Annotated in this window: 22 protein-coding genes and 1 pseudogene; 14 read left to right on the top strand and 9 right to left on the bottom strand. The window is 62.5% G+C overall.

Annotation, left to right across the window (positions count from 1 at the left end; translation table 11 throughout):
• Positions 1-354: 354 nt before the first annotated feature.
• Positions 355-575 (top strand): annotated as a pseudogene (locus tag ACZY1F_RS16070) (glycoside hydrolase family 32 protein); the annotation flags it as partial.
• 27 nt (positions 576-602) lie between these two features.
• Here the strand turns inward: ACZY1F_RS16070 and ACZY1F_RS16065 are convergent.
• The 6 genes from ACZY1F_RS16065 to ACZY1F_RS16040 form a co-directional block, all read right to left on the bottom strand.
• Positions 603-1,859, bottom strand: coding sequence for an MFS transporter (locus tag ACZY1F_RS16065; RefSeq protein WP_463942981.1), 1,257 nt, complete (start codon positions 1,857-1,859; stop codon positions 603-605).
• A 732-nt stretch (positions 1,860-2,591) separates the two neighbouring features.
• On the bottom strand, positions 2,592-3,536 hold the full coding sequence (locus tag ACZY1F_RS16060; RefSeq protein ID WP_463942979.1) for a Gfo/Idh/MocA family protein: 945 nt from the start codon (positions 3,534-3,536) through the stop codon (positions 2,592-2,594).
• Between the two features lie 11 nt (positions 3,537-3,547).
• Entirely contained in the window at positions 3,548-3,817 is a 270-nt protein-coding gene (locus ACZY1F_RS16055; protein ID WP_463942977.1) for a hypothetical protein, read from the bottom strand.
• Between the two features lie 191 nt (positions 3,818-4,008).
• Positions 4,009-4,587 carry an ATP-binding cassette domain-containing protein gene (locus ACZY1F_RS16050; RefSeq protein ID WP_463942975.1) on the bottom strand — a complete coding sequence of 193 codons (579 nt, stop codon included), beginning with the start codon at positions 4,585-4,587 and terminating at the stop codon, positions 4,009-4,011.
• 1,913 nt (positions 4,588-6,500) lie between these two features.
• Positions 6,501-6,806 (bottom strand): hypothetical protein, encoded by a 306-nt coding sequence (locus ACZY1F_RS16045; protein ID WP_463942973.1) that lies wholly within the window; start codon positions 6,804-6,806, stop codon positions 6,501-6,503.
• Positions 6,807-7,127: 321 nt separating this feature from the next.
• Complete coding sequence (locus tag ACZY1F_RS16040) at positions 7,128-7,922, bottom strand: hypothetical protein (RefSeq protein WP_463942971.1); 795 nt, start codon at positions 7,920-7,922, stop codon at positions 7,128-7,130.
• Positions 7,923-8,078: 156 nt separating this feature from the next.
• On the opposite strand from ACZY1F_RS16040, the gene ACZY1F_RS16035 reads away from it, so the two are divergent.
• The gene (locus ACZY1F_RS16035) at positions 8,079-8,444 is read left to right on the top strand and encodes a hypothetical protein (protein WP_463942970.1); all 366 of its coding nucleotides are present in this window, start codon (positions 8,079-8,081) and stop codon (positions 8,442-8,444) included.
• A 111-nt stretch (positions 8,445-8,555) separates the two neighbouring features.
• A complete protein-coding gene (locus tag ACZY1F_RS16030; RefSeq protein ID WP_463942968.1) occupies positions 8,556-10,991 on the top strand; it encodes a hypothetical protein in 2,436 nt (811 codons plus the stop codon).
• Positions 10,992-11,433: 442 nt separating this feature from the next.
• Here ACZY1F_RS16030 and ACZY1F_RS16025 read toward each other — a convergent pair whose 3' ends face one another.
• Both ACZY1F_RS16025 and ACZY1F_RS16020 read right to left on the bottom strand, forming a co-directional pair.
• Positions 11,434-11,769: a hypothetical protein gene (locus ACZY1F_RS16025; RefSeq protein ID WP_463942966.1), complete on the bottom strand. Its 336-nt coding sequence runs from the start codon at positions 11,767-11,769 to the stop codon at positions 11,434-11,436.
• A 17-nt stretch (positions 11,770-11,786) separates the two neighbouring features.
• Complete coding sequence (locus ACZY1F_RS16020; protein ID WP_463942964.1) at positions 11,787-12,515, bottom strand: GntR family transcriptional regulator; 729 nt, start codon at positions 12,513-12,515, stop codon at positions 11,787-11,789.
• A 106-nt stretch (positions 12,516-12,621) separates the two neighbouring features.
• Here ACZY1F_RS16020 and ACZY1F_RS16015 point away from each other — a divergent pair, with 106 nt between their 5' ends.
• The 5 genes from ACZY1F_RS16015 to lhgD all read left to right on the top strand — a co-directional run bounded on the left by ACZY1F_RS16015 (position 12,622) and on the right by lhgD (position 19,598).
• The gene (locus tag ACZY1F_RS16015) at positions 12,622-13,380 is read left to right on the top strand and encodes a LamB/YcsF family protein (protein ID WP_463942962.1); all 759 of its coding nucleotides are present in this window, start codon (positions 12,622-12,624) and stop codon (positions 13,378-13,380) included.
• A 61-nt stretch (positions 13,381-13,441) separates the two neighbouring features.
• The gene (locus ACZY1F_RS16010; protein WP_463942992.1) at positions 13,442-14,794 is read left to right on the top strand and encodes an MFS transporter; all 1,353 of its coding nucleotides are present in this window, start codon (positions 13,442-13,444) and stop codon (positions 14,792-14,794) included.
• An 18-nt stretch (positions 14,795-14,812) separates the two neighbouring features.
• Positions 14,813-16,558 carry a 5-oxoprolinase subunit B/C family protein gene (locus ACZY1F_RS16005; RefSeq protein WP_463942961.1) on the top strand — a complete coding sequence of 582 codons (1,746 nt, stop codon included), beginning with the start codon at positions 14,813-14,815 and terminating at the stop codon, positions 16,556-16,558.
• A gap of 7 nt (positions 16,559-16,565) precedes the next feature.
• Complete coding sequence (locus ACZY1F_RS16000) at positions 16,566-18,332, top strand: acetyl/propionyl/methylcrotonyl-CoA carboxylase subunit alpha (protein ID WP_463942960.1); 1,767 nt, start codon at positions 16,566-16,568, stop codon at positions 18,330-18,332.
• Positions 18,333-18,395: 63 nt separating this feature from the next.
• Positions 18,396-19,598: an L-2-hydroxyglutarate dehydrogenase gene (gene lhgD / locus ACZY1F_RS15995; protein WP_463942958.1), complete on the top strand. Its 1,203-nt coding sequence runs from the start codon at positions 18,396-18,398 to the stop codon at positions 19,596-19,598.
• A gap of 87 nt (positions 19,599-19,685) precedes the next feature.
• Here lhgD and ACZY1F_RS15990 read toward each other — a convergent pair whose 3' ends face one another.
• On the bottom strand, positions 19,686-19,907 hold the full coding sequence (locus ACZY1F_RS15990) for a hypothetical protein (protein ID WP_463942956.1): 222 nt from the start codon (positions 19,905-19,907) through the stop codon (positions 19,686-19,688).
• Between the two features lie 176 nt (positions 19,908-20,083).
• Between ACZY1F_RS15990 and ACZY1F_RS15985 the strand changes: the two genes are divergently transcribed.
• The 6 genes from ACZY1F_RS15985 to ACZY1F_RS15960 all read left to right on the top strand — a co-directional run bounded on the left by ACZY1F_RS15985 (position 20,084) and on the right by ACZY1F_RS15960 (position 24,167).
• A complete protein-coding gene (locus tag ACZY1F_RS15985; RefSeq protein WP_463942954.1) occupies positions 20,084-20,470 on the top strand; it encodes a DUF1801 domain-containing protein in 387 nt (128 codons plus the stop codon).
• A gap of 121 nt (positions 20,471-20,591) precedes the next feature.
• Positions 20,592-20,894: an urease subunit gamma gene (locus ACZY1F_RS15980; protein ID WP_463942952.1), complete on the top strand. Its 303-nt coding sequence runs from the start codon at positions 20,592-20,594 to the stop codon at positions 20,892-20,894.
• 15 nt (positions 20,895-20,909) lie between these two features.
• Positions 20,910-21,257, top strand: coding sequence for an urease subunit beta (locus ACZY1F_RS15975; RefSeq protein WP_463942950.1), 348 nt, complete (start codon positions 20,910-20,912; stop codon positions 21,255-21,257).
• Entirely contained in the window at positions 21,254-22,966 is a 1,713-nt protein-coding gene (gene ureC / locus ACZY1F_RS15970; protein ID WP_463942949.1) for an urease subunit alpha, read from the top strand. The genes ACZY1F_RS15975 and ureC overlap by 4 nt, the downstream gene beginning before the upstream one ends.
• 24 nt (positions 22,967-22,990) lie before the next feature.
• Positions 22,991-23,476 (top strand): urease accessory protein UreE, encoded by a 486-nt coding sequence (gene ureE / locus ACZY1F_RS15965; RefSeq protein WP_463942948.1) that lies wholly within the window; start codon positions 22,991-22,993, stop codon positions 23,474-23,476.
• Positions 23,457-24,167 (top strand): urease accessory protein UreF, encoded by a 711-nt coding sequence (locus ACZY1F_RS15960; protein ID WP_463942946.1) that lies wholly within the window; start codon positions 23,457-23,459, stop codon positions 24,165-24,167. The genes ureE and ACZY1F_RS15960 overlap by 20 nt, the downstream gene beginning before the upstream one ends.
• The last annotated feature ends 21 nt before the right edge of the window (positions 24,168-24,188 follow it).

Raw genomic sequence — 24,188 nt, 5'->3', positions numbered from 1 at the left:
TCTGCCAGACACTCCTGGGCGCAAAAACCGACGCAAAAACCGCCCTGACCAAACTCCAAAGCGATATCCAGTCAGTCATATCATGAGCACAACACCACTCATCCACAAGAGTCGGCTCGGTTTCACCTTGCGAGCGAGGCCGGCCCTCTGGCCGGCATACGCGGTCAAAATCATCTGACGCCCTGGGTGAGGATCGGATGACTTTCGGCGACGACCCCTTAGCCAGTCTCTAGGAGCTAAGGGGTCGGCAATGGACGCGGCCCCGTGAATGACTACTCGACACGCCTATTACCTGTACCACCGGAGATGGTCGACACACGGGTTGGCGCAATGAGTGGTCTGCAAGAAATGAGAATGACTGCTACGACCACCACGACAGCCGACACCTTCCGCCCGGCATGGCGTTACCCAGCCCGAAACACCTGGCTCCATGACCCCAACGGCCTGATCTTTCATGACGGCGCCTACCACCTCTGCGACCAGAAAACCCGCTGGGCAACGTGTGGGGAAGCATCTCGTGGGGCCACGCCACCTCTGCAGACCTGCTCACTTGGACCGAACACCCCGTCGCTATCCATGCCGGTCTGGTAAACCGATGGACGCTAGACTCTGCTGCCCCCGGTCGGGGTTTTTCGTTTTGCTTCGGCATTTTGGTTCTTCGACTCACCTACGATCGGTGCGAGAAAGATTCCAATGACGCAGAAAACGAGAGGGACTAGGAAGGCCACCGTAAGGTCAAACATGCCGCCCAGCCACCCGATGGCAGCAGGCCCAGCCAAGAGCCCCACATATCCGGAACTGACAACGCGTGAAAGAGTCTTGCCAGAGTCCGACATGCCCATATTGCCAGCTGCGGTGTAGACCTGCGGGACAATTCCTGACAGTCCCAAGCCAAAGAGCAACCAGCCGCAGATCGAGATCGCGTAGAGCGGCGATGCCACCACGATGATCATGCCAAGTGCTGCCCCGATAGAACCAAACCTGACGACGTTAACAGGGCCTACTGCATGGGATATACGGTCGGCGCAAAGCCTGCCAATTGTCATGGCGGCGGCAAAGGCTCCGTACGCCAAGGCGGCCGCGGCATCAGATTCATCAAGGTGTTCAACTGTCTGGAGAGCGCTCCAATCGTTCGCGGCGCCCTCGGAGAGCAATACCAAGAATGCCAGACTTGCCAACGCCATCATGCGCCGCTTGTCCTTGGGTTTCGCGCTTGGGTTAGCTGAATGCTGAACCTGTTCAGTGGCAAGGTTATGAACGGTTTCGAGCGCCAGTTCCTGCGACACCGGAAGTAGAGCGGGCCCGGACAGGCTGGTGCCAAGAGCCCCAACCAGGCAAGCCGCGAGCAACGTCCACGGCAGATCAAGGCCGATAGCTTGAGTTGCTGCTCCTGCGACCGCACCCAGCACTCCGCCAAGGGAGTAGAAAGCATGAAAGGCGGACATAATGGGCCGGCGGTAGCCCCGTTCCACTACGACCGCATGCTGGTTCATGGCCACGTCGGTAATCCCGTGCCCGAGACCAAATATAAACAGGGCCAACCCAAGGGTGACGGCGTCGGTAGCCATACCCGGCAGATTTACCGTGGCCAGCAACACTCCTAACCCCAAAAGGATTGAAGCCCTGCTCCCGATTTTTCGAATAAGCAAGCCCGTGAACTGCATGGAAATCAGGGCACCCAACCCCAGGAGGAGGATCAAGACCCCGAGGACGGTGTGATCGGTAGCGGTGCGGTCCTGTATGTCAGGGATGTTTACTAGCCAGATCGCAGTCAGGAAGCCCACGATAGAAAATGCGCCAAAAACCCCCCAGCGTGCCCGCGAGAGCTGATGGGAGGTGGGGCGCGCGAGCTCAGGCATAGCGGAGATTCTTTCGGGTCGTTGTGGTCCTGGGATTTCGGGGATGCCACCCACAAGTCGAGATGGACGCTGAGGGCGCTTATAGTGCCAACGATCCCGACCACGCACGGGTCAGCTTAGAATCATCGGTTTTGTGTACGAACGTACTTCAAGCGTCTAGGGGCCGAAAAGGCATTGCGGGGGCTCGATACGCCATGCCGCCCGGTGCAGCAGGGTGGCTAGCCTGCTCCGCAGCCGGGTCGTGCTGCTTTCGTCATCCTGAACAACCGGCGCACCCGGCAGTGCACTGCGGCTCTCGTGGTTCGTCCCGGCAAAATACAAGCCAGCTGCCATCTCAAACACAAGTCTGCCCACCTATTTTGACCGGCCCGAAAAGCGGATTCCTCCGCGGGGAAAAGTATCTGGTGTTCCCGGAGTGGGGACTCACCTCTCGTAACGACGCTTCGGAGCGTAGGCAGCAAGCAAAGGAAACCTTTTGCTTGCTCATTATTATTCCATACAATCTTATGTGTTGCCAATCTCTGCCGTAGCGCCGTCATTCGTTCTCGCCGCGCAGAATGCGCCGTTCGTGCTCATTTAGGTGACTGCGAGGTCATGCAAGATGAAAACACTCGCCGGATAGGTCGACCGTTTTGCCGGTCATGTAGCCGACGTCGCAGCTTGGTGTGGGGGCTTACCCAGCAGGCGGTTTTGTCCCGGTTGCGCCAGGGCTTTGGGATACGGGTATGCCGACTATGACGGTGCGGCGATCTGCTTCTCCGTTTCGTCAAGTGTCGTGACAATGGACGCACCGAATGCGGCGTCGAACTCGTCTGCAGTTCCGGTGCCGATGGAGTCCAGCAGCCGGTCGAAGGCTCGGGAGTAGGCCTCCCGCAGACCGTTCAGGGGCAGCTCTAGACTGTGCCTGCCACCCGGTCCCCAAACTTCCATTCGTGCGAGGTGGGCGCTGGACGGTGCCCTAACGGAGAGGGTCGAGGTACTGATGGCCTCTTCTGCATGTCGCAGGCTAACGTGCACGGTGTCATGCCTTCCCGCAATCGCTTGAACCCCGAGGGCTGGACCGAACAACCCGCTCGTGAGGGACAACGCATGAGGGCCGAGGTCCCACAACCCACCGTTTTGATGACGCCATGTCGACCCGGCGTAGGGGCTGCCGGGCTCATCGATTGGCCCTGCCCACACGATATCCAAGCCGATCCACGGGCCGCAGGTCTTGGCGATGGAAGTCATCTCAGACAGCCATCGCTCGAGCTGCGGCTGCATCCTCAGGGTCATGAAGGACACCGTCGAGACGTTGGCCGCACGGATGGCCTCGACCGCCTGGCGGGCGACGTCCACGTCCAGTGCCCGAGGCTTGTCCAAGAGCATGTGGACGCCGCGACGGGCGATGGCGGGGATCATTGCGCCCTGAACCGTGGGCGGCAGCGCTACGGAGACGCAGTCCACCTGCTCCAGGAAGTTATCCAGGTCGGATGTTCCGAACCCACCTACGGCGTTCGCTGCCTCGTGGGCTTTGTCCGCGTCCCGTCCCCAGAAGCCCACAAACTCGACGTCGGGGCGAGCGGCGAGTTCCGTCCCGTGGCACCAGCGTGCCCAGTATCCCGTCCCCAAAACACCGACTCTGAGTCGCGGTGCCACTTTAGGCCGGCCGGCGGGCGTGTTGATCTGCACATCCATGTTCGTACTCCTCAGACGTTCTGCGGGCAGTTAGGGTTGATGCCGCCGTGTGAGGGGTCGGCCCAGCCGACAGGGATGACCTCGCCATGGGTGAAGAGGTTAACTCTTTCGGTGCCATGGTCTTGGATGGCGCCGAAGAAGGAGTATTTCCAACCACCGAAGGAGTCATTGACCACGTTGGCGCGATTCGTCATCCCCGCAATCGGGGGAGCCCTGACTATTGCAACAGCGGTGGGCTTCTCGCTGTTGAGCCAGAGGCGAAAGGGTAGCAGTTTGGTCATGGACGAAATCATGTTCAGGTCCTTCGTGGTTTGTTTTGTGTGGCTGGAGATCATGCACGGTCGGCAATTCGAACAGTGTCTGCCATTGCAGCGACCGTTGCCCGGGGTTCCGGCAGCGCCACAAACAGTCGCGGAACGCGACGCCGCGTCCCACCCCTCGCGCGCAGCGATTGGGTGGGGCGCGACATCTTTTAGGAAGTGCTGGCTCCCGTAATCATCGACACGATTTCATCCGGGTTGGTTAGCTTAGTCACCCGTGACCCGACGACTTGGCCGCGCCGGAATACGTAAACCCGGTCCGTCAGTTCCAGGACTTGCTGCACATTGTGGCTGACGATGATGACGGCAACCCCACGCGCTTTGAGGTTCCGGATAATGTCGTGGACGTGGCCTGTTTCCTGGAGCCCCAGGGCGGCGGCGGGCTCATCCATGATGATCAGGCGGGAGCCCCAGCCGGCCGCACGGGCGATGGCGATGCCTTGCCGCTGGCCGCCGGACAGCCCGCTGACGATCGCATCTACCTTCGGCACATTCACGCCGATCTCGCTGAGAAGTTCGATAGAGCGCCGTGCCATCTTCTTGCGATTCAGTACGCTCAAGCCGCCGAACTTGAAAGCCAGTTCCTCTCGTCCCAGGAATAGGTTGCTCATGACATTGAGGTCATCCGCCAGCGAGAGGTCTTGGTAGACCGTTTCAATTCCTGCCTCACGCGCGTCGACCGGAGTGGCGAAGTCGCGCCTCTGCCCGCCGAAGTGGCCTTGGTGACACATACGGGCGGCTCAGGGCGGATTTTGTGAACGCACTTCGCCGATATACCCACTCGTTTACATCCAGAGGAATACGTCCAGGCGCAGGACTGATGGACGCGCTGGCGGGGCCGCGACCACATGGAGGCCTACTGCTCCGGCCCTATCGGCCAAACGCCGGAGGTAAGACGCTGGCCAGCAGAAAACGTCACCTTCCCCACTGAAGGAATGCACGCATCCGCTAAGAATCCCAATGGTCACCGCCCACTGAGGAACATGTCACGTTGCAGTCTGCATAGGTTGAAGGGTGTTCGGCGCGCTGGCAACGCCATCCATCGCGACCTAGCTTTCGCCCCAAATGAACCAAAGATAATACTTTGCTTTCTCTCGTTTTTCCCATATTGTGTTATGGAAATCCACTTCCAAGACTGGACTTGTGCACGGAGAGTTGTGATCACAGGTAACCCTGCCGGCATCGCGCATGGCCGGAGTGGGAACCTGCCCCTGGGCCTGCAGTTTTCGGAGCGCCAGTAGCCGACCTTATGAAGGCTGGTTGCTGTGGCAACCATCACCGCGCCGTGGAACGCGCAGAGGTAACGGGATCGCTTGCGCGACGATGCGCCCGCTTGGCGAGGGCACGCATCGACGAAGGTGCCGCCCAAGCGACGACGTGAAGCGTCACTTCCTGAAAGAAAAGAAAAGGTGAGCGCCATTGCTGACAGCCACATCAACTATCACGATCAATGTAAAGGACTCCGCTTCCAGAGACCGACAACTTGAGCAGGCTATTTCGCTACTCCGCGGCAAGGCCACTAGTTGCGGCATTCTCGTAACCAGGGTCGATTTCACAACATTCACGATCGCCCTCAGCCCCCAGATCGCGTACGGCCTCACCCGGGAAATCGATCTACTGTGAAGGCGGGCAGGAATGCTGGGCACCCGACGGAATTATCCGCGCCACGCCTACTGTCCTGTAGCCACTGATCGGCCACATCGTGACAAAGCACGGAGTGGCGGAGAAACATCCGCTGTTGATTTGGACGAGCCTTACGCCCGGGGACGTCGTGTCACTTCGAATCGCCGGGAATCTGGAGCATGAAGGCACCGTGGACGCCAGTACAGCCGACGGACTAATCATCTGGGTCAGGGATGCTTTGAACGAGAGGAGACTTTTCCATTTCCGCGACTGTCAGTCCATACGTCTTTTGAGATTAGCTCCGACACCAAGTACAGGAACGCGCTGTCGCCTTGACTAGCTGGTTTGGGTAGCGAGCAGACCACGGCCGGCCGGTTGCAATGATAAATTGTCTTGCCTCAGCACGGGCGCTACCGGGCCCTCAGCGTCTGGCCTGGCATTCCGAGGGGCAGTAGAACTGGCATGCACGGTTGTTCGTGAGACGGGAGTTCCCTCCTCCATCCGCGGGATCCGTTCTCCTGGTGGAATCGTCAGAAGACGGCGGCTCGCGCCGGCGTCATTGTTTCTTCCGCATGCCGTAGGCGGGCTGGCAGTGGGCGCCAAGAGAGCTGCTCGAGCGAAGCATTTCGGCTGTACGCGTGACCGCTTCAGGCCAGTGATACGCTCGCCGGAGAGTATTCCATGCATCGGATTGAGCTTGATGGACGCGAACGATATGAACGACCCGGCACCCGACATAACGATGTCGAGCACGGAAGCCGCAGCTTACCTGAGCGGTTTAGTCGGTTACGGTGTCAGCGCTGAGGTGCTGGAGAGCCTGAATGCACTTGGCCGTGGCCCTGTCACTGAGGAACAGGGCCAGAGTTTGGTATATCGCCGGTCAGCGCTCGATGCGTTTTTCCGAGAAAACGGCGCGGATCCGATGGTTTGGATGGCTGGCTCGTGGCGGACCATCGCGGACCAAGTCGAAGCCGTGACCGCAGACCATCCTGAGCTGCGGTCCGAGACATTCGTAGAAAAATTAAGAAGTCTGGACAGCGACGACGGATGGGATGCCGACAAAGCGAGATAAGCGGCACAATCGCGTGGCCAGGAAGTCATCAATGTCTGCTGGCCGCCATTGCCACGGAAATTCACCCGTGAAGCCCTGAAAACGTTCCAGCAGCTGGCAGCGCTGCTTGATGGTCTGTGTCGTGAGGCCGCGTGCCAGCATCTGTGCCCGCCAGCCATCCAGCATGGCAGTGAAGACCCGTTCATCAGCCCTGAACAGCCCACTGTCCGCATCCACCAGCATCCGCGGGAGGAAACCCGGAACGGCACCACTCATAACGACGCCTAAGCCCTGGAAACATGCATTAGATGCAGGAAACCTACAGCCATAAGCAATCCGAGGGCAAAGTCAGCCATTGGCGTGAGGAATGCGCGCCACCAGCAAAGCCCGGTTGACCTGCGGAAACGCCGGATTCGTGGCGAGACGGGAGTTTTCGCAGCTACTTCTACTCCCGTGCTTTCTGTGCCGATAACGGACGTTCCGTCAAGCTGAGGACGGGGGAGTGGGCTATACGGGAGATCAGCAACTCCCACTCCGCAGCGATTTGCCCATTTGGGCGATGCCCCTGACGAAAGTCCGCGCGGCGTTGCATAGTTTCTAGTCAGGGGACCTGAGTAGGCGGAGGACTTCAAGGATGTCTTGTTCGGGTATGCGGTCCAGCCACATTGATTGATAGAGAAGATTGCCGCCCCATTCCAGCTTGTAAGATCCAAGCTCGGTCGCAAACTTCTGAAACCCCAGGGAGGTCGTCTCGCGGCCCCCAACGATGAGGCCCCGGCCGAAGTCACCTAGTTCTGCCAGCTGCTTATGGGCCGCCCAAGCAGCGAATTCTGGCGCATGAGTATTTGTTTCAATGCCTTGAACCTCAAACTCATCGAGTCGGCCGATCAGTGCAAGGAGTACGTACTGCTGCCAAGTAAGTTCTTCCGCTGTCCGGATCGCATAAGCGGCCGTATCTGCTGTGATTTCAGGCTCGTAGGCAACCCGCGCAAGGAGGTTCCCCATGAACTCCAGTTTTCTTTCCTGAGGCTCACGTTGTGCTGCGATCAAGACACCTTCTATCACCTGCTGTCCAGGAGAGATGAATGTTCCCGACGAGACCCAAAAATCATCTTGGCGTACGCTTCCTCCCGCCTCTTGAATGATGTTCATGGCATTAAGGGCATGCAGATAGAGTGCGCCTACACGCTGACGTTCACGGTGACTTAGGGCTCGGTGCGCCACATCCTTGAGAATGTGAATCAAGCCGGTTCCCGCTATCGCTCCAGCCAAGCCGCCAGCGGGTCCGCCTATGGCAGTGCCCGCGAGGGCCCCTCCGATTGTGCCGGACATATCGATGCCAGCCTCAATAGTCTTCTTTAGTAGGTCGTCATCATTTCCTGGAAGCTGCACTCCACGAGTAAGCCATTCGTTTTTGACAATGGCAAATTTGAAAACTGGCGTCGCTCGGGCGGTGCCATCCGCTAGTGAGCCGACAGCCGGCCTGGCTCGAGTTGCGTCAGTTGCGCGATTCTCCCGCCTAATGACAGGCCGGATCGAACGTCGATAATGGAGATTCCGTGGAGCTATGGCCGCGTTGGCTATGGCACAAAGGCGGCGACGGTAGAGGAATGGGCGTTAGCACTATCTGCCCTTCCTGATGGGGGAGCAGCGTCGGGCATTGGCAGTGAAGTCGTTCGCTGGGGCGGCTTAACGGGCTATCTTGTCATCCTTGGCAAACGGAACTTTTACGTCGCCCTCGTCGATGACCTCCTGCGCAGAGACTTCCAAAACGACACCGTCGGCATCCAGATCTGCGGTACCGAAATGACCGCAGCGGCGGATCATTTTTTCCTGCGGCTAAAACGGGCGTTCGGGGAAATGGAAGACCATTGTCAGGGCTTAGCGATAGCCTTCGAGGAGACTGAGGTTTGAACTTCGGTACATCGCCTTCCGGATTTCGTCTGAAGGGCACCGTTGCGCTTCCGCTCCTGAGCGTGAAGCAACAAGCGTGGGGAGAATCCTTTGCGAAAAAGGAACGATGACGTGATAGGTCGTCTGATTGTGGAAGGCGACGGGGCGCTGGACGCACTGATGCAGAATGTGGAACAAGCAACTGCTGGTCTCTCACCGGCTGAATCCTGGGACGAATTGCGGCAGCAGGTACCCGGAATCGTTCGCGCATGCGTCGATGCGATTACGCACGAGCTCGCTGGAGTGGATCTCTGGAATATTCTGGAAGCGATACGTCAAATCACCTCACCCTCGGATCTGGGCACGTACAGGGAAAGTGAAAACACTAATCTCCCGGTCATCGTCGAAGTAATCGCGCTAGTAGGGCTTGCGCAAGCCCCCGGAGGGCGACCGCAACTGGACCAGGAAGTTAAGTCCCCTGGACAATTCAACGAGTCAGTCGCAAAGATTCATGCGGCCGGATATCAGATTGCGCAACTTGCACAGCTGGTGGCCTTCGCGTCGTCAGAGGACGTTCATCTGGGTAAAGCGGCAGAGCTGACGGGCATGCTCAGGGCCCATGAAGTCACAGTGCGCGGGCGAAACTACCTTTCCATGTCACGCAGTGTGGTGAGTTCAATCTTCGGCGCCCCTCACATCGAAAAGATCGTACGGGAGAAGATCGGATACACACACGACGACGTTGTCAAAGTGTGGGATGGCATCCAGCGGTTTCGTAGCAACATGCACGAAAACCGAATGGAACGGATGGATCAGATCGTCAAGGAATGGGCGGCCGGCAAGCCCCAGTCGCCAGCCGTAGCTGCTGAAGGACGGCAAATAGTTCACACGTTGCTCCAAGGGCCCGGGAGGGGATTGACATTCACGCCGTCCGATATCTCCGCGGAGTCCGGAGTCATCGAACCGTCGGTCCGGAGCATTTTGAATGCATTTAGCATCGCCGAGGTGTCAGTGTCTGCCTACGACGCTTGCGCAAAATTCGTCGACGGCGAAAACCTTCTTGCCGGAAAAGGAATGATTCGGGATGAAGATACCTACATGCTTTTTGGGGATCCGATCCCGCACGACTACGTACGTCCCGTGTTGGAATCACTTCTAAAAACAGCACCGGGTAAATCAGCCAAAGACTGGGAACGCTACAAGCGCTACCGTGACGGCTGGGCTGAGGAGACAGCTGCTTCTGCGCTTGCGACCCTCTTGGGCGCCGATGCGCCGACGTTTTCGTCTCTGAAGTACCGCGCCCCCAACAAGGCCAGCTCGGCAGACCTGTCACAAGAATCCGAGGATCCGAAGCTTGATACCCATGAAACGGAGGCCGACGCTCTCTTCGTAATTGATGACGTTGCAGTTTGCGTTGAGGTAAAGGCTGGTTCGATCACAGATAAGGCCCGGACAGGAAATGTTCGCCGTGTCGAAACGGATGTCCGGAAAACCATCGGCGAAGCAGCCGCACAGGCGTCCCGTTTGGAAGGACTCATTAGAAAGAACGGCGGCCTCTGGCAACCCAATGGGAAGTGGCTTGGCCTCTCCGGTGTGCGGGAAATTCACTCGGTAGTCGTGTGCTTGGACGATTGGGGGCCATTGGCCATCGCTACCGACGCCCTTGTTCGGGCCGGCTTCATCACAGACGCATCGATCCCTTGGTTGGTTTCTATCCACGACCTTGAAGTCATCAAGCTCCTCCTCGACCGACCGGCGGACTTTCTCACCTATTTAAGGAGGCGGACTGACCCTGTCAGCTCCCGCCTTATCATCGCCGCCGACGAGCTGGACCTGGTGATGTGGTATATCAACGGCGACATGTACATCGAGCCAGATCCAGACCGAATCTACGAGCAGCACCCGATGACTTCCCCTCCTACCGCTGCCGACCGCCGGCGGTTCGCGAAAGGCCATATACCCACCAGGGTCAGCACCCTGACTGATCCCCTCGACGCCTGGATGTATTACGCAACCGGACAGACCAATGTTCCTGCTGTGAAGCCGGCCCGAGAAAACACTGAATTTGTCACCGGACTTCTGGACTTTCTGGAGGCAGAACACAAGCCGGGATGGCTCCGATTCGGTGCCGACCTGACCAACCTTTCACAGATCGCCCAACAGGGCATCGGAAATTATGCGAAGCGGCTCGTTACCCTGACACGCGATGACGGCGGATTCCACACTTCTGTACAGAACTTTGTCGGGCCCTCGGGCCACGCCGCACTCTTCTTTGGCTCTAGACCTGAACGTTGGACGCTTCAGCTATGCCTGGACCGCTTAGCGACATATGGAACGCTCAAGAAATACCAGCTTCGCGCCGACAGAAGCCTTGAGCTACTCATCGACACCAACTACCAAATCGTTTCCGTGCGATACCTCAACGATCCCTACATTCAGACGGACTACATGGATCAGCGCCTTAAAGAGTCAAGGCTCATTGCTCCTACACGAATGCCAAAGGCGCTTCCTCCATCGGCCCGTCGACCCACTTTGCGCCTAAAGACGAAGAAAAGCAGAAAGCGGTAGCAGTGCTTCGAAAAGTAGAATCCGCAGGCCCAAAGTGTTCACCCACGGCACTCCCGACCACCATCCCTGAGTTACATCATTTTGGGGCTCTGGCCCCCAGACGCCCGGCACAGGGTTGAAGCCCGCTGGTCTGGCGCCCTGGGGGAGCGATTGCTATGCTTTACGTAGGAGTGATTATGTCCTGTCATAATGACAACTCGACATAATCTCCATTATCGGCGTTCAAACAACGGGAGTAGTAGCCGCGAGAACTCCGTTCCTTGCCAAAAATCGGCATTTCCGCGGGTCGGGACGCCTTTTTCAATGACTGCGTTCGGACGCCGGGACACGAATTTTCCCTTGGATCGCTTGCCGCTGTAAGTTTCCTGCGATCAGTACCGGAATCCATGGCTTGGATGGTTGCTGTGAGCGCGGCGTTCCTGGGCAGCCACGGCGCGGAGCGCTAAGCCGAGCAGGCTTCCGTCAGCGCCGCAACTGACTCGGCCGGCACCTGGTCTCCGGCATCGGCGATCTGGCCCAGCGGCGTCGTAATTTCCGCGGGGACCCCGGCAGCGTCCGCTGTGGACACCAGCCCGCCCAGCAAGGCCTTGTCCTGGACGCTGACCAGCCCGTCTTCCACCACGGCGCAGACCTGCTTTTTGACTTCGTCGGCGGCTGCGGTGGCCACCTTGGACGCGGCATCGTTCGCGGCGGTTTCGGCGACTTCCTGGACCGATCCACAGCCGGCAATGAAGAGAAGAACGGGGATGGCGGTCAGGGCGGCAAGGCGGCGTTTCATCAGTTCAGCCTACCGGTTCAGTCTGTTCCGGCTTCGCCGTGCACTTCGCTCAGGTTGTCTTCGGAGCGGTCCAGATACGCCAGGAGAAGGTCAGCCGCACGGTCCAGTTCCCCGGATTCCAGGGCCAGGCAGATCGTTTCATTGTCCTTCAGGTAGTGCTGGTAAAACTGCGCGTCCATGGTGGCCTTATGGAAGAACAGGCGCATCTCGGCCAGGACCTGGCCCATGATGCTGTCCAGCCGCGGGCTTCCGGCCATGGCCACAATGGCGCCGTGGAAATGCTGGTTGGCGGTGCCCAGGGCTTCGTCGTCACCGGCTGCCGCCGCACGTTTGCCTTCCTCGACGGCGGCCCGGACGGCGGCCACATCCTCGGGGCTGCCTCCGGCTCGCAGGGCGCTGACCTCGATGGCGCGGCGGACCGTATATACGTCGTGGATATCGCCGGCCTCCAGGCTTGCCACAAAGACGCCGCGGTTGGGATGACGGACCACCAGGCGTTCGCTGGCAAGTTCAACGAAAGCCTCACGCACGGTGTTACGGGAGACGCCCAGGTCCTCCGCGATGGTGGATTCGGTGAGCCGCGTTCCCGGGAGCAGCGCTCCTTCCGCCAGCTGCAGGCGGAGTTCATCCGCCACCCGCTCCGCCACGGACGGAACGGCCACCCGAAGGCGGCCCGCAGCGGTCCGCGCCGGGCTGCTGTTCAAAGAAAGTCGGGAAGAGGGGACGAGCGGGTCTGAAGAGGCCATACACGAGAATTTACACGGTCGTCACATTGTGGAATCGAAGGATCGTTGAACAATTTGTAAATTTAGGGCATCCTAGTAGGACCACCCAATGAGACGGGAATCACAAATGGCAACGATTGACCTGAACAGCGACGTCGGCGAGTCCTTCGGACGCTGGAGCCTCGGCGATGACCTGGCGATGTTCGGCTCGGTTTCGAGCGCGAACGTGGCCTGCGGATTCCACGCCGGCGATCCCAGCGTCATCCGCAACACCTGCAAAGAAGCAGCTGCTGCCGGCGTTGTCATCGGCGCCCACGTCGGTTACCGCGACCTCGCCGGTTTCGGACGCCGCTTTATGGACATCAGCCCCACAGAACTGGCCGACGACGTTGTGTACCAGATCGGGGCCCTGCAGGCTTTGGCCGCAGTTGAGGGAGCCCGGGTCCAGTATGTGAAGCCGCACGGCGGACTGTACAACGCCATCGTCACGCACACGGCGCAGGCCCAGGCCGTCGTCGACGCCGTGAAATCGGTTGACCCCACCCTGCCGATCCTCGGCCTCCCGGGCTCGGAAGTCCTGCGGCTTGCCGAAGCCGCCGGCCTGCGCGCCGTGACCGAAGCGTTCGCGGACCGGGCCTACAATCCGGACGGCACGCTCGTCTCGCGATCCCAACACGGAGCAGTCCTTGAGGATCCGGAACAAGTGGCGCAACATGTCCTACGGATGGCCACTGAATCAGCGGTCCGCGCAATCGACGGTTCCATCCTCAAAATCCGCGCAGAAAGCATCTGCGTGCATGGTGACTCACCGGGGGCCGTAGCGATGGCCACAGCAGTGAAGTCCGCTCTCGGCGACGCCGGCGTCAGCATCGGCTCGTTCCTCTAGCCCCCATCCCATGGCCGCAAAACAGGCCCCCTGCACCACCCCGCATCCCCCGGAGGAAACCATGACCAGCACGAACAAGGCAGCAAAGGCCGCCGCGCGGAAGCCGCCGCCCGGTGCGCTCAAGGCGTACGTCGCCAGCCTCACCGGCACCTCGCTTGAGTACTACGACTTCGCGATCTACTCGGTGGCGTCAGCCCTCGTCTTCCCCAAGATCTTCTTCCCCTCGGACGACGAATTCGTGGGTCTCCTCCTCTCCTTCTCCGCGTTCGCGGTGGGCTACCTCGCCCGCCCCATCGGCGGCATTATCTTCGGACGGCTCGGCGACAAGGTGGGCCGCAAGTACGTCCTGGTCTTCACCCTGGTGCTGATCGGCGTCGCCACCGTCCTCATCGGTGCGCTGCCTGACTACTCAGCGATCGGCATCTGGGCCCCCATCCTCCTGGTGCTCCTGCGCCTGGCCCAGGGCATCGGCGTCGGCGGTGAATGGGGCGGTGCTGTGCTGCTGTCCAGCGAATTCGGCGACCCCAGCAAGCGCGGTTTCTGGTCCTCCGCAGCCCAGATCGGCCCGCCCGCCGGCAACCTTATGGCCAACGGCGTACTCGCCATCCTGGCAGCCTCGCTGAGCACCGAAGCGTTCCTCTCCTGGGGCTGGCGGGTAGCCTTCCTGGCCTCCGCCCTGCTGGTGGTCTTCGGCCTGATCATCCGCCTCAAGCTCGAGGAAACCCCGGTCTTCAAGGCCATCGCAGCCCACGGCGACCAGCCGAAGGCACCCATCAAGGAAGTCTTCACCACCCAGCCACGTGCGCTGATCGCCGCCGCCCTGTCCCGCGTCTGCCCGGACGTGCTCTACGCACTGTTCACCGTCTTTGTGGCCGTCTACGCCACCAAGGAACTCGGCATGACCACCGGCAACGTGCTGGCCGCCATCCTGATCGGCTCCGCGTTCCAGCTCTTCCTCATCCCGTTCGCCGGCGCACTCACTGACCGGTTCAACCGCCGCTGGGTGTACGGCATTGCCGCCGCCGCCACCGCCGTCTACATCCCCCTGTTCTTCCTGATGATCGCGGGCAAGTCCGTGGTGATGCTGATCATCGGCGTGGTGATCGGACTGGCCCTGCACGCCTTTATGTACGGCCCGCAGGCAGCCTTTATCACCGAGCAGTTCCCGGCCCGCCTCCGCTACGCCGGCAGCTCCCTGGCCTACACGCTTGCCGGCGTCATCGGCGGCGCCGTGGCGCCGTTGATCTTCACCGCCCTTTACGGCGCAGCGTCCGGCGGCTGGTACCTGATCGCCGCGTACATCCTCCTGGCGGCCATCATCACCATCGTGGGCATGCGCCTGGGCCGCGACCCGCAGCCGGACGAGGACCTCCACCTGCTGCACAACGACGGCGCGCAGGAGAGCCACGCCTAAGCGGCGCGGCCTGATCCCATGGAAACAGTCAGTAGCGCCACCACGGCGGCCCGGGTGCTCGCCGTCAGAGTGCTGTCCGTCAAGCCGGTGGGTACGACGGCGGTACTCGCCGAACTCTCCGGGCTCCACGACGTCCTGGCCCTGCAGGCCCTCCTGCTGGAGGAGCCGCTGCCCGGCCAGGTGGACGTCCTGGCCGCCGCCGAAACCGTGATGGTCAAGGCGGATTCCCCCGCTGCGGCGCGCAGGATGGCGGCCCGGCTGCTGGAGATGGACCTGACGGTCCAGTCCCACGCCGAAGGCAAACTGGTGCAGATTGAGACCGTGTACGACGGCGACGACCTCGCCGAAGTGGGTCGGCTCACCGGGCTGGGCGCCGACGGCGTCATCGCGGCCCACACCGGGCAGGTCTGGACGGTAGCGTTCGGCGGCTTCGCCCCGGGCTTCAGCTACATGGTTGGGGAGAACCAGGACCTTGAAGTCCCGCGCCGGAGTTCGCCCCGGACCGCCGTCCCCGCAGGTTCCGTGGCCCTGGCCGGCAATTATTCTGCCGTCTACCCGCGGAAGTCCCCGGGCGGCTGGCAGCTGATCGGCCGCACCGCGGCCCACATGTGGGACCTTAGCCGGGAGCAGCCGGCCCTGGCCGCGCCCGGTGACCGCGTGCAGTTCAGTGCGGTACGCGAGCTCATTGAAGTTACGGCCACCCAGGCTGGGGCGGCGGATTCCGAAGCTCCGGCCACCCAGGAACCGGACGTCCAGTCCGGTCTGCTGATCCTCTCGCCCGGACTCCAGAGCCTGATCCAGGACCTCGGCCGCCCCGGTCACGCCGGGCTCGGGGTGTCCTCCGCCGGGGCACTGGACCGGTCCTCCCTGCGCCGCGCCAACCGGATCGTGGGCAACGACCCGTCCGCCGCCGTCGTCGAATCCGTTGCCGGCGGGCTGCGTGTGCAGGCCGTGGGGGACCAGGTGCTGGCTGTGGCCGGCGCACCGTCGGCACTGACTGTAGTGACGCCGTCGGACGTTCCCGCCTCAAACGATCCGGACGACGACGGTGACGAGTCAGAGCTTGACCGGCCCGACCAGGTGCGCGAGGTGCCCATGGCCACGGCGTTCGCCCTGCTCGACGGCGAGATCCTGACCATCGGAGCGCCCGAACTCGGCTTCCGCAGCTACCTGGCCATCCGCGGCGGGGCGGCAGCCGATGCTGTGCTGGGGAGCCGGTCCACGGACACCATGTCCGGGATCGGGCCGGCACCGCTGGCCGCCGGGCAGCTGCTGGGTGCCGCCGCCGCCACGTCCTCCAACGTGGTGGGCAACCCCGAACTGCAGCCCGACTTCCCGGACACCGGCGTTACGGTCCTGGACATCGTCCCCGGACCCCGCGATGACTGGTTTGACGCCGCCGCGCTGGAATCGCTCTGCGCCCAGGAGTGGGCGGTGACGCCCCGCTCGAACCGCGTGGGCATGCGCCTGGACGGCGAGGCGCTCAGCCGGAGCCGGGACGGGGAGCTGCCCAGCGAGGGAACCATGGCCGGCGCGCTGCAGATCCCGCCGGAAGGACAGCCGGTTCTCTTCCTGGCCGACCACCCCATCACCGGCGGCTACCCCGTGATCGCCGTCGTGGTGGACCACCAGCTGGACCTGGCCGCCCAGGTTCCCATCGGCGGGTCCATCCGGTTCCGCTGGGCTCCCGGCTACGGGCTGCCCACCAGCTTTTCCGAATCATCCCCCAACATTTCCCAGACAAAAAATTCCCAGACAAAGTGAGCAACTGATGCGCAAGGTCCTGATCGCCAACCGCGGAGAAATCGCCGTCCGCATCGCCCGTGCCTGCGAAGACGCCGGGCTGGAGTCCGTGGCCGTCTACGCTGACGTCGATGCCGACGCCATGCACGTGGGCGCGGCCACCGAGGCGTACAGCCTGGGCGGCAACGCGCCGTCGGAAACGTACCTCGATATCCCCAACCTGCTGCGCGTGGCCGCGGAGTCCGGGGCGGACGCGGTGCACCCGGGCTACGGCTTCCTGTCCGAAAACGCCGGGTTTGCCCAGGCGGTCCTGGACGCCGGCCTGACCTGGATCGGCCCCAACCCGGAGGCCATCCTCCAGCTGGGCAACAAAATCACGGCGCGAGAGATCGCCGTCCGCGCCGGTGCCCCGTTGGTGGCCGGGAGCGAAGGTCCGGTGGATTCGGCGGCCGAGGTCCGCAAGTTCGCCGAGGAGCACGGACTGCCGATCGCCATCAAGGCGGCCTTCGGCGGCGGTGGACGCGGGCTTAAAGTGGTCCGCGAGATGGACCAGATCGAGGAGTCCTTCGATTCCGCGGTCCGTGAAGCGGTGGTGGCCTTCGGCCGCGGCGAGTGCTTTGTGGAGCGGTACCTGGACCGGCCCCGGCACGTGGAGGCGCAGGTCCTGGCGGACCAGCACGGCAACGTGGTGGTGGTGGGTACCCGCGACTGCTCGCTGCAGCGCCGGCACCAGAAACTCGTGGAAGAAGCCCCCGCACCCTTCCTGACCGAAGCGCAGACCCAGCAGATTTACGACGCCGCCAAGGCAGTATGCCGTGAAGCCTCCTATTCGGGCGCCGGGACGGTGGAGTTCCTGGTGGCCGCCGACGGCACCGTCGCGTTCCTCGAGGTGAACACGCGCCTGCAGGTGGAGCACCCCATCACCGAGGAGACCACCGGCGTGGACCTGGTCCAGGAGCAGTTCCGGATCGCCGCTGGCGAACCGCTGCGCTTCACCGCCGATCCCACGCCGCGCGGCCACTCGTTCGAATTCCGGCTCAACGCGGAGGATGTAGGCCGGGGCTTCCTGCCGTCGCCAGGCACCATCGCCACCTTCAGCGGCCCGACGGGACCCGGCGTCCGGCTGGACTCCGGGGTCCGCTCCGGCTCGGTTGTGGCGCCGCAGTTCGATTCCCTGCTGGCCAAGCTGATCGTCACCGGCGCCGACCGCCAGCAGGCGCTCCGCCGGGCCCGCCGCGCCCTCGCCGAAATGGAGATCACCGGCGTGGCCACCGTCCTACCGTTCCACCGGGCCGTTGTTCAGGCGCCGGACTTCACGTCCGAAGCCGCGCTCGGTATCCACACGCGCTGGATCGAGACCGACTTCGCGGATTCCATCGCGGCCGATCCGGAGTTCGGCACGTCCGTTCCGGACGGCGAGCGGCGCACCATCACCGTTGAGGTGGACGGCCGGCGCCTCGCCGTCGGCCTTCCCGCTGACCTGCTGGATGGCTGGGCCCGCTCCGGTGCGGGCGTTCCGGCGGGGGTTTCCCTTGACGGGACGGCTTTGGATGGCGCTGCCGACGGCGGTGCTGCCGCTGATCCCGGCGAGCTGCTGGCCGACATGGCCGGGACCGTAGTGAAGTGGCTCGTGGAGCCGGGTGCCGAGGTGGCGGCGGGGGACGCCGTCGTCGTGCTTGAGGCGATGAAGATGGAGACCCAGGTGGCCGCCCACCGCGCCGGTACGCTGACCGATCTCAGGGCCCGGCCCGGCGGCGTTGTGAACGCCGGAGCCGTGCTGGCGCTGATCGGCTGACACTTCCCGTCCGGATGCCCGTTCTATACGCTGGTCAAACCCCGGCGATAAGGACGGCCTGACGTGAGTGAACGCATTGGAATCATCGGCGGCGGGATCGTGGGCATCGCCGTCGCCCGGGCCTTTATGCAGCGCGGGATCGGGGACGTCACCGTCTTCGAGAAGGAGGACCGGCTGGCCGCGCACCAGACCGGCCACAACTCGGGGGTGGTACATGCCGGCCTCTACTACGCCGGCGGGTCCCTGAAAGCGCAGCTGTGCGTAGCAGGCCGCTCCGCGCTGGAAGAGTACTGCCGGGAGAAGAACCTTCCGTACCGTGAGGTGGGCAAACTGGTGGTCGCCGTCGACGAAACGGAGCTGCCGGCCCTGGCCGAAATCGAAAAGCGGTCCAAGGCCAACGGCGTTCCTGACTTGGCCCGCATCGATGACGTGGCGCGGCTGCACGACATCGAGCCGCACGTGGCAGGTGTGGCGGCGGTCCACTCACCCCACACCGCCGTCGTCGACTATGCGGCCATCACCGAAGCGATGGCGCAGGACGTCCGCGCGGCGGGCGGCACCGTCATCCTCGGGCAGGAGGTGGTGTCGATGGTCATCGAACCGGCCGGAGTGCGCGTGGTAACGCCCGTGTCTGAACACGTCTTCGACCGGGTGGTGGCCTGCGCCGGACTGCAGTCCGACGCCGTGGCCCGCCTGGTGGGTGCCGACCCTTCGCCGAAAATCCTGCCCTTCCGCGGCGAATACTGGGCGCTGAAGCCCGAACGCAACAATCTCGTCAGGGGCATGATTTACCCGGTGCCCGACCCGCGCTTCCCGTTCCTGGGAGTGCACTTCACCCGTGGCGTTTACGACGACGTCCACGTCGGCCCGAACGCCGTCCCGGCGCTGGCCAGGGAGGGCTACGGCTGGCGCACGTTCTCGCTCAAGGACACCTGGGAGTCCCTGACCTGGCCCGGGGCCGTTCCGCTGGCCAGGAAGCATTGGCGGATGGGGATCGACGAGATCAGCGCATCGCTGGTGAAGTCCATGTACTACCGCAAGGCCAAGCGCTTCATTCCCGAGCTCACCATGGCGGACCTGACGGCGAAGACGGCCGCCGGCGTTCGGGCGCAGGCGTGGGGCCGTGACGGTTCGCTGCTCGACGATTTCGCCGTCGACCAGGTGGGGCCGGTGACCCTGCTGCGGAATGCGCCGTCGCCGGCAGCCACCTCGTGCATGGCCATCGCGGACCACGTGATCGATCGCCACGTGCTGGTGCGGGACTAGGTAGAACTCTGGTCTTCGGAGCTGATTAACCAGGAAGGCCCGGCCGGTGTTCTCACCCGGCCGGGCCTTCCTGCGCGTTGAGGTACTTCAGTCGACATGCTTGGACAGGGCCACCAGGACGCCTGCCACGGCAAAGTATTTGTTACTGCCGAGATCGCGGACTGTCTTAATCCCCATGCCAGCGAGAAGTTCGGCGTGCTTCTCCGTGAGGCCCGCAAGGGCGGACGGCGGGGCGTCGAGGACTTCCTCCAGGCTCTTGTTCTCGTAGTCCTTGTCGAGTTTCTTGCCCAGTTCAATTGAAACGGCCATGATCATCCTTTGCTCGAACGAAACAACAGTCACAACGCGGCGGCATCATCGCCGCGGATCCCGCGGATGCGGTAGCTCGCCATCCCCGGATGAAACACACTCTAGTACTACAGCCTGCCGCGCAGCAGGGATCGGCGCCGTCGGAAACGGCATGGGAAAGTGTTTGACTAGGCTTCATGACACTAAATCGGAATCCGGCTGTTGATTCGTTTCTTGAGTCACTGGAGCACCCGTTGAAGCCTGTGGTTGAGAGCCTTCGGGTGGCTATCCTGGACGCGGATGACGCCATCACGGAGCGGATTAAGTGGAGGGCGCCGAGCTTCTGCTTCAGCTCCGTTGACCGGGTCACATTTAACTTGCGGCCGCTTCATCATGTTCAGTTGATTTTTCACCGGGGTGCAAAGGCCGTCGAAGAGGAATTTCCTTTTGATGCCTCCAAATGGAGCGGGCTGCTGGAAATGATCGGGCAAGACCGCGGCCAGGTGATTTTTCGCAGCGCGGAGGACGCGGCGGCCCGGCAGGAGGAATTCGTGGCACTGGTGCGGGAGTGGGTTCGGGCCTGAGTTACTGCCGTGGGACTCTGATAGTCTTCAGTCATCCACGGGCCTCCCGGTCTTTTCTTTGGCCGGTTGTAGATAACGAGTGGGAGCTCGCGATTTATCGCGAATGAATTAGGAGGCTTTTATGCATCTAACGCCACGCGAAAGCGAAAAACTGATGATCGTGGTTGCTGCCGACCTCGCACGACGGCGGCAGAAACGCGGACTCAAGCTCAACCATCCGGAATCCATCGCGATTCTTGCGTACGAGCTGGTGGAGGGCGCCCGCGACGGACGCCGGGTCGCGGACCTTATGAGCTACGGCACCACCATCCTGACCAGGGAAGATGTCATGGAAGGCGTCGCCGACATGATCCACGACGTCCAGGTCGAAGCGACGTTCCCGGACGGCACCAAGCTCGTCACCGTGCACAACCCCATTCGCTAGGCGAGGAGAACCCCAATGAAACCCGGCGAATACATCCTCCGCACGGAGCCCATCACGTGCAATGCAGGCCTCATTCCCCGTTCCCTTGCCGTGATCAACCGCGGTGACCGCCCCATCCAGGTGGGGTCCCATTATCATTTCTTCGAGGTGAATGATGCCCTCGAATTCGACCGGGAGGCGGCCCACGGCTTCCGGCTGGACATCCCGGCGGGTACGGCAGTGCGGTTCGAGCCCGGGGATGAAAAGACGGTCAACCTGCTCGCGTACTCTGGCGACCGTGCGGTCTACGGGTTCCGGGACCGCATCAACGGCCCCCTCGAGCCGAGCCGCGGCCTGATCGACCTCCAGGACGACACCAAATGAGCTTCGAGCTGAGCCGCAAGCAATACTCGGACCTCTACGGCCCCACCACCGGCGACGCCGTTCGGCTAGCTGATACTGACCTGTTCCTCGAGATTGAGCACGACCACACCAACTACGGTGAAGAAGTCGTGTTTGGCGGCGGCAAGGTCATCCGTGACGGCATGGGCCAGAACGGGCAACTGGTCCGGGACGACGACATTCCGGACACCGTGATCACCAACGTGATCGTGCTGGACTACACCGGCATCTACAAGGCCGATGTGGCCCTGCGCGACGGGCACATCTTCAAAATCGGCAAGGCCGGCAACCCCCAGATTTCCCGGGGCGTGAACATCACCATCGGCGTCGCCACCGACATCATCGCGGGCGAGGGCAAGATCCTTACCGCCGGCGGCATCGATACGCACGTGCACTTCGTGAGCCCCGATCAGGTGCCGGTGGCGCTGGCCTCAGGAATCACCACTCTGATCGGTGGCGGTACCGGACCGAGCGACGCGAGCAAGGCCACCACCGTTACACCCGGCGCCTGGCACATTTCCCGCATGCTTCAGGCCGTGGAGAACCTGCCGATCAACATCGGACTGCTCGGCAAGGGCCACGCCAGTGCCATCGAGCCCCTTGCGGAGCAGATCCGGGCTGGAGCGATCGGGCTGAAGGTGCACGAAGACTGGGGCTCCACCACGTCCTCGATCGACATGTCCTTGCGTGTGGCTGACGAGTATGACGTGCAGGTGGCCATCCACTCCGACACCCTCAACGAGTGCGGCTTCGTCGAAGACACCATCCGTGCCATCGGCGACCGCGTCATCCACACCTTCCACACCGAGGGCGCCGGCGGCGGGCATGCTCCGGACATCATCAAGATCGCGGCGCTGCCCAACGTCCTGCCGGCGTCGACCAATCCCACCCTGCCGTACACGGTCAACACCATCGACGAACACCTCGACATGCTGATGGTCTGCCACCACCTGAGCCCGGACATCCCCGAAGATGTGGCCTTCGCCGATTCGCGTATCCGCAAGGAGACCATCGCCGCGGAGGACGTGCTGCACGACATGGGCATCTTCTCCATCACCAGCTCCGATTCCCAGGCGATGGGCCGGGTGGGCGAGGTAGTCCTGCGGACCTGGCAGGTAGCGGACGCCATGAAGCGCCAACGCGGAAAGCTCGACGGCGACCCCGAGGTGGGGGACAACTTCCGGCTCAAGCGCTACGTGGCCAAATACACGATCAACCCGGCGATCGCCCACGGCATCGCGGACTCGGTGGGAAGCATCGAGGAGGGCAAATTCGCCGACCTCGTGCTCTGGGACCCGATGTTCTTCGGCGTCAAGCCCGAGCTCGTGCTCAAGGGCGGGCAGGCTGTCATGAGCGTTATGGGGGATCCCAATGCCTCAATCCCCACCCCGCAGCCACGCACCTTGCGCAGCAACTTCGGGGCACTCGGCACCGCGGTACACTCCTCCTCGATCACCTTCCTTTCCAAGGCCGCCATCGCCGCCGGAGTCCCCGAACAGCTGGGCCTGCGCCGCGTAATCCGGCCGGTGAGCGGGATTCGCACGCTCACCAAAGCGGACATGAAGCACAACGGCGCCACACCGGATATCGGGGTCGACCCGGAAACCTACTCGGTGACTGTCGACGGCGAGCCGATCACGGCGGAGCCCTCCACTGTGCTGCCCATGGCGCAGCGCTACTTCCTCTTTTAGACGCATATTCCCAAGGGGGCATATATGATTATTGACCACGTCATCGCCAACCGGCACGATCTCCCAGACGGCGAACTGGCCGGCCTTCACGAGGAGCAGGTCCTGCTGCCGAGCGCGGAACTCGTCAAGAAAATCCAGCGCGTGACCACCGACCACGGCCGTGAGCTGGGCATCCGGCTCAGCGAGGACGCCGGCCCGGTGCGGGATCTCCGCGACGGCGACATCCTGTTCCGCGACCACAAAACCGTCATCGTGGTGACGGCACTGGCAACGGACGTCCTGGTTATTGCCGCGCGCAGCATCCGTGAAATGGGGGTCGTGGCGCACAATCTCGGCAACCGGCACATGCAGGCGCAGTTTTTCGACGCCGATAGTGAATATGCCGCAGAGGTGATGGTGGTGCAGTACGACCACACGGTCGAGGACTACCTGACCCACGTGGGCGTGCCGTACTCGCGCCAGGAACGTGTGGTGCCCGTGCCGTTCCGCCATGCCGAACACACCCACTGAGCGCGTGAACGAGCCGCCGTCGTACCTGCTGCCGCTGTTGCAGCTCTCTGACTCCGCGCTCCCCACCGGCGGGTTCAGTCATTCCTTCGGCATGGAGACGTTCCTGGAACGCGGCCTCATCGACGGCGAAGCGGGCTTCGCCAGCTGGTTGAGCCAGTTTGTGGGCGTCCAACTGACCTACAGTGACGGGTTTGCCCTGCGCCTGGCGTTCGAGGCGACCTCGGCGGACGATATTGCCCGGGTCGACCGGTTGATAGCCGCGGCGGCGTTACCCCGTGAGGTCCGCGAAGCGGGGATCAAGATGGGCGCACGGATGTTGGCCATCGCCGGTACGGTGGCGCCGGGTGCCCGGCTCGCGGGCTACGCGGCCGACGTCGGAGCGGGGCGTTGCGCCGGGCATCCGGCTGTTGCGTTCGGCGTTGCCGGCCGCCAGTTGGGCGTCCCGCTGGAGGAACTGCTCGCGAGCTACCTCTTCACTGCGGTCACGTCCCTGACCCAAAATGCGATCCGTGCCATCCCCATCGGGCAGGACGCCGGGCAGCGTGTGCTGCTGGGAGCACATCCCAAGATCATGGACGCCGTACGCCGGATCCAGGCACTCGAGGCCGACGATTTCGGCATCACGGCCCCGGGCCTCGAAATCGCCCAGATGCGCCACGAACGCCAGCGCGTCCGCATGTTTATGTCTTAGCCGTCCGCGGTCCGCCGCACC

Source organism: Pseudarthrobacter xylosi (assembly GCF_055412765.1).
The sequence above is the reverse complement of the archived record's forward strand: the minus strand, read 5'-3'. Positions and strand labels throughout refer to the sequence as shown.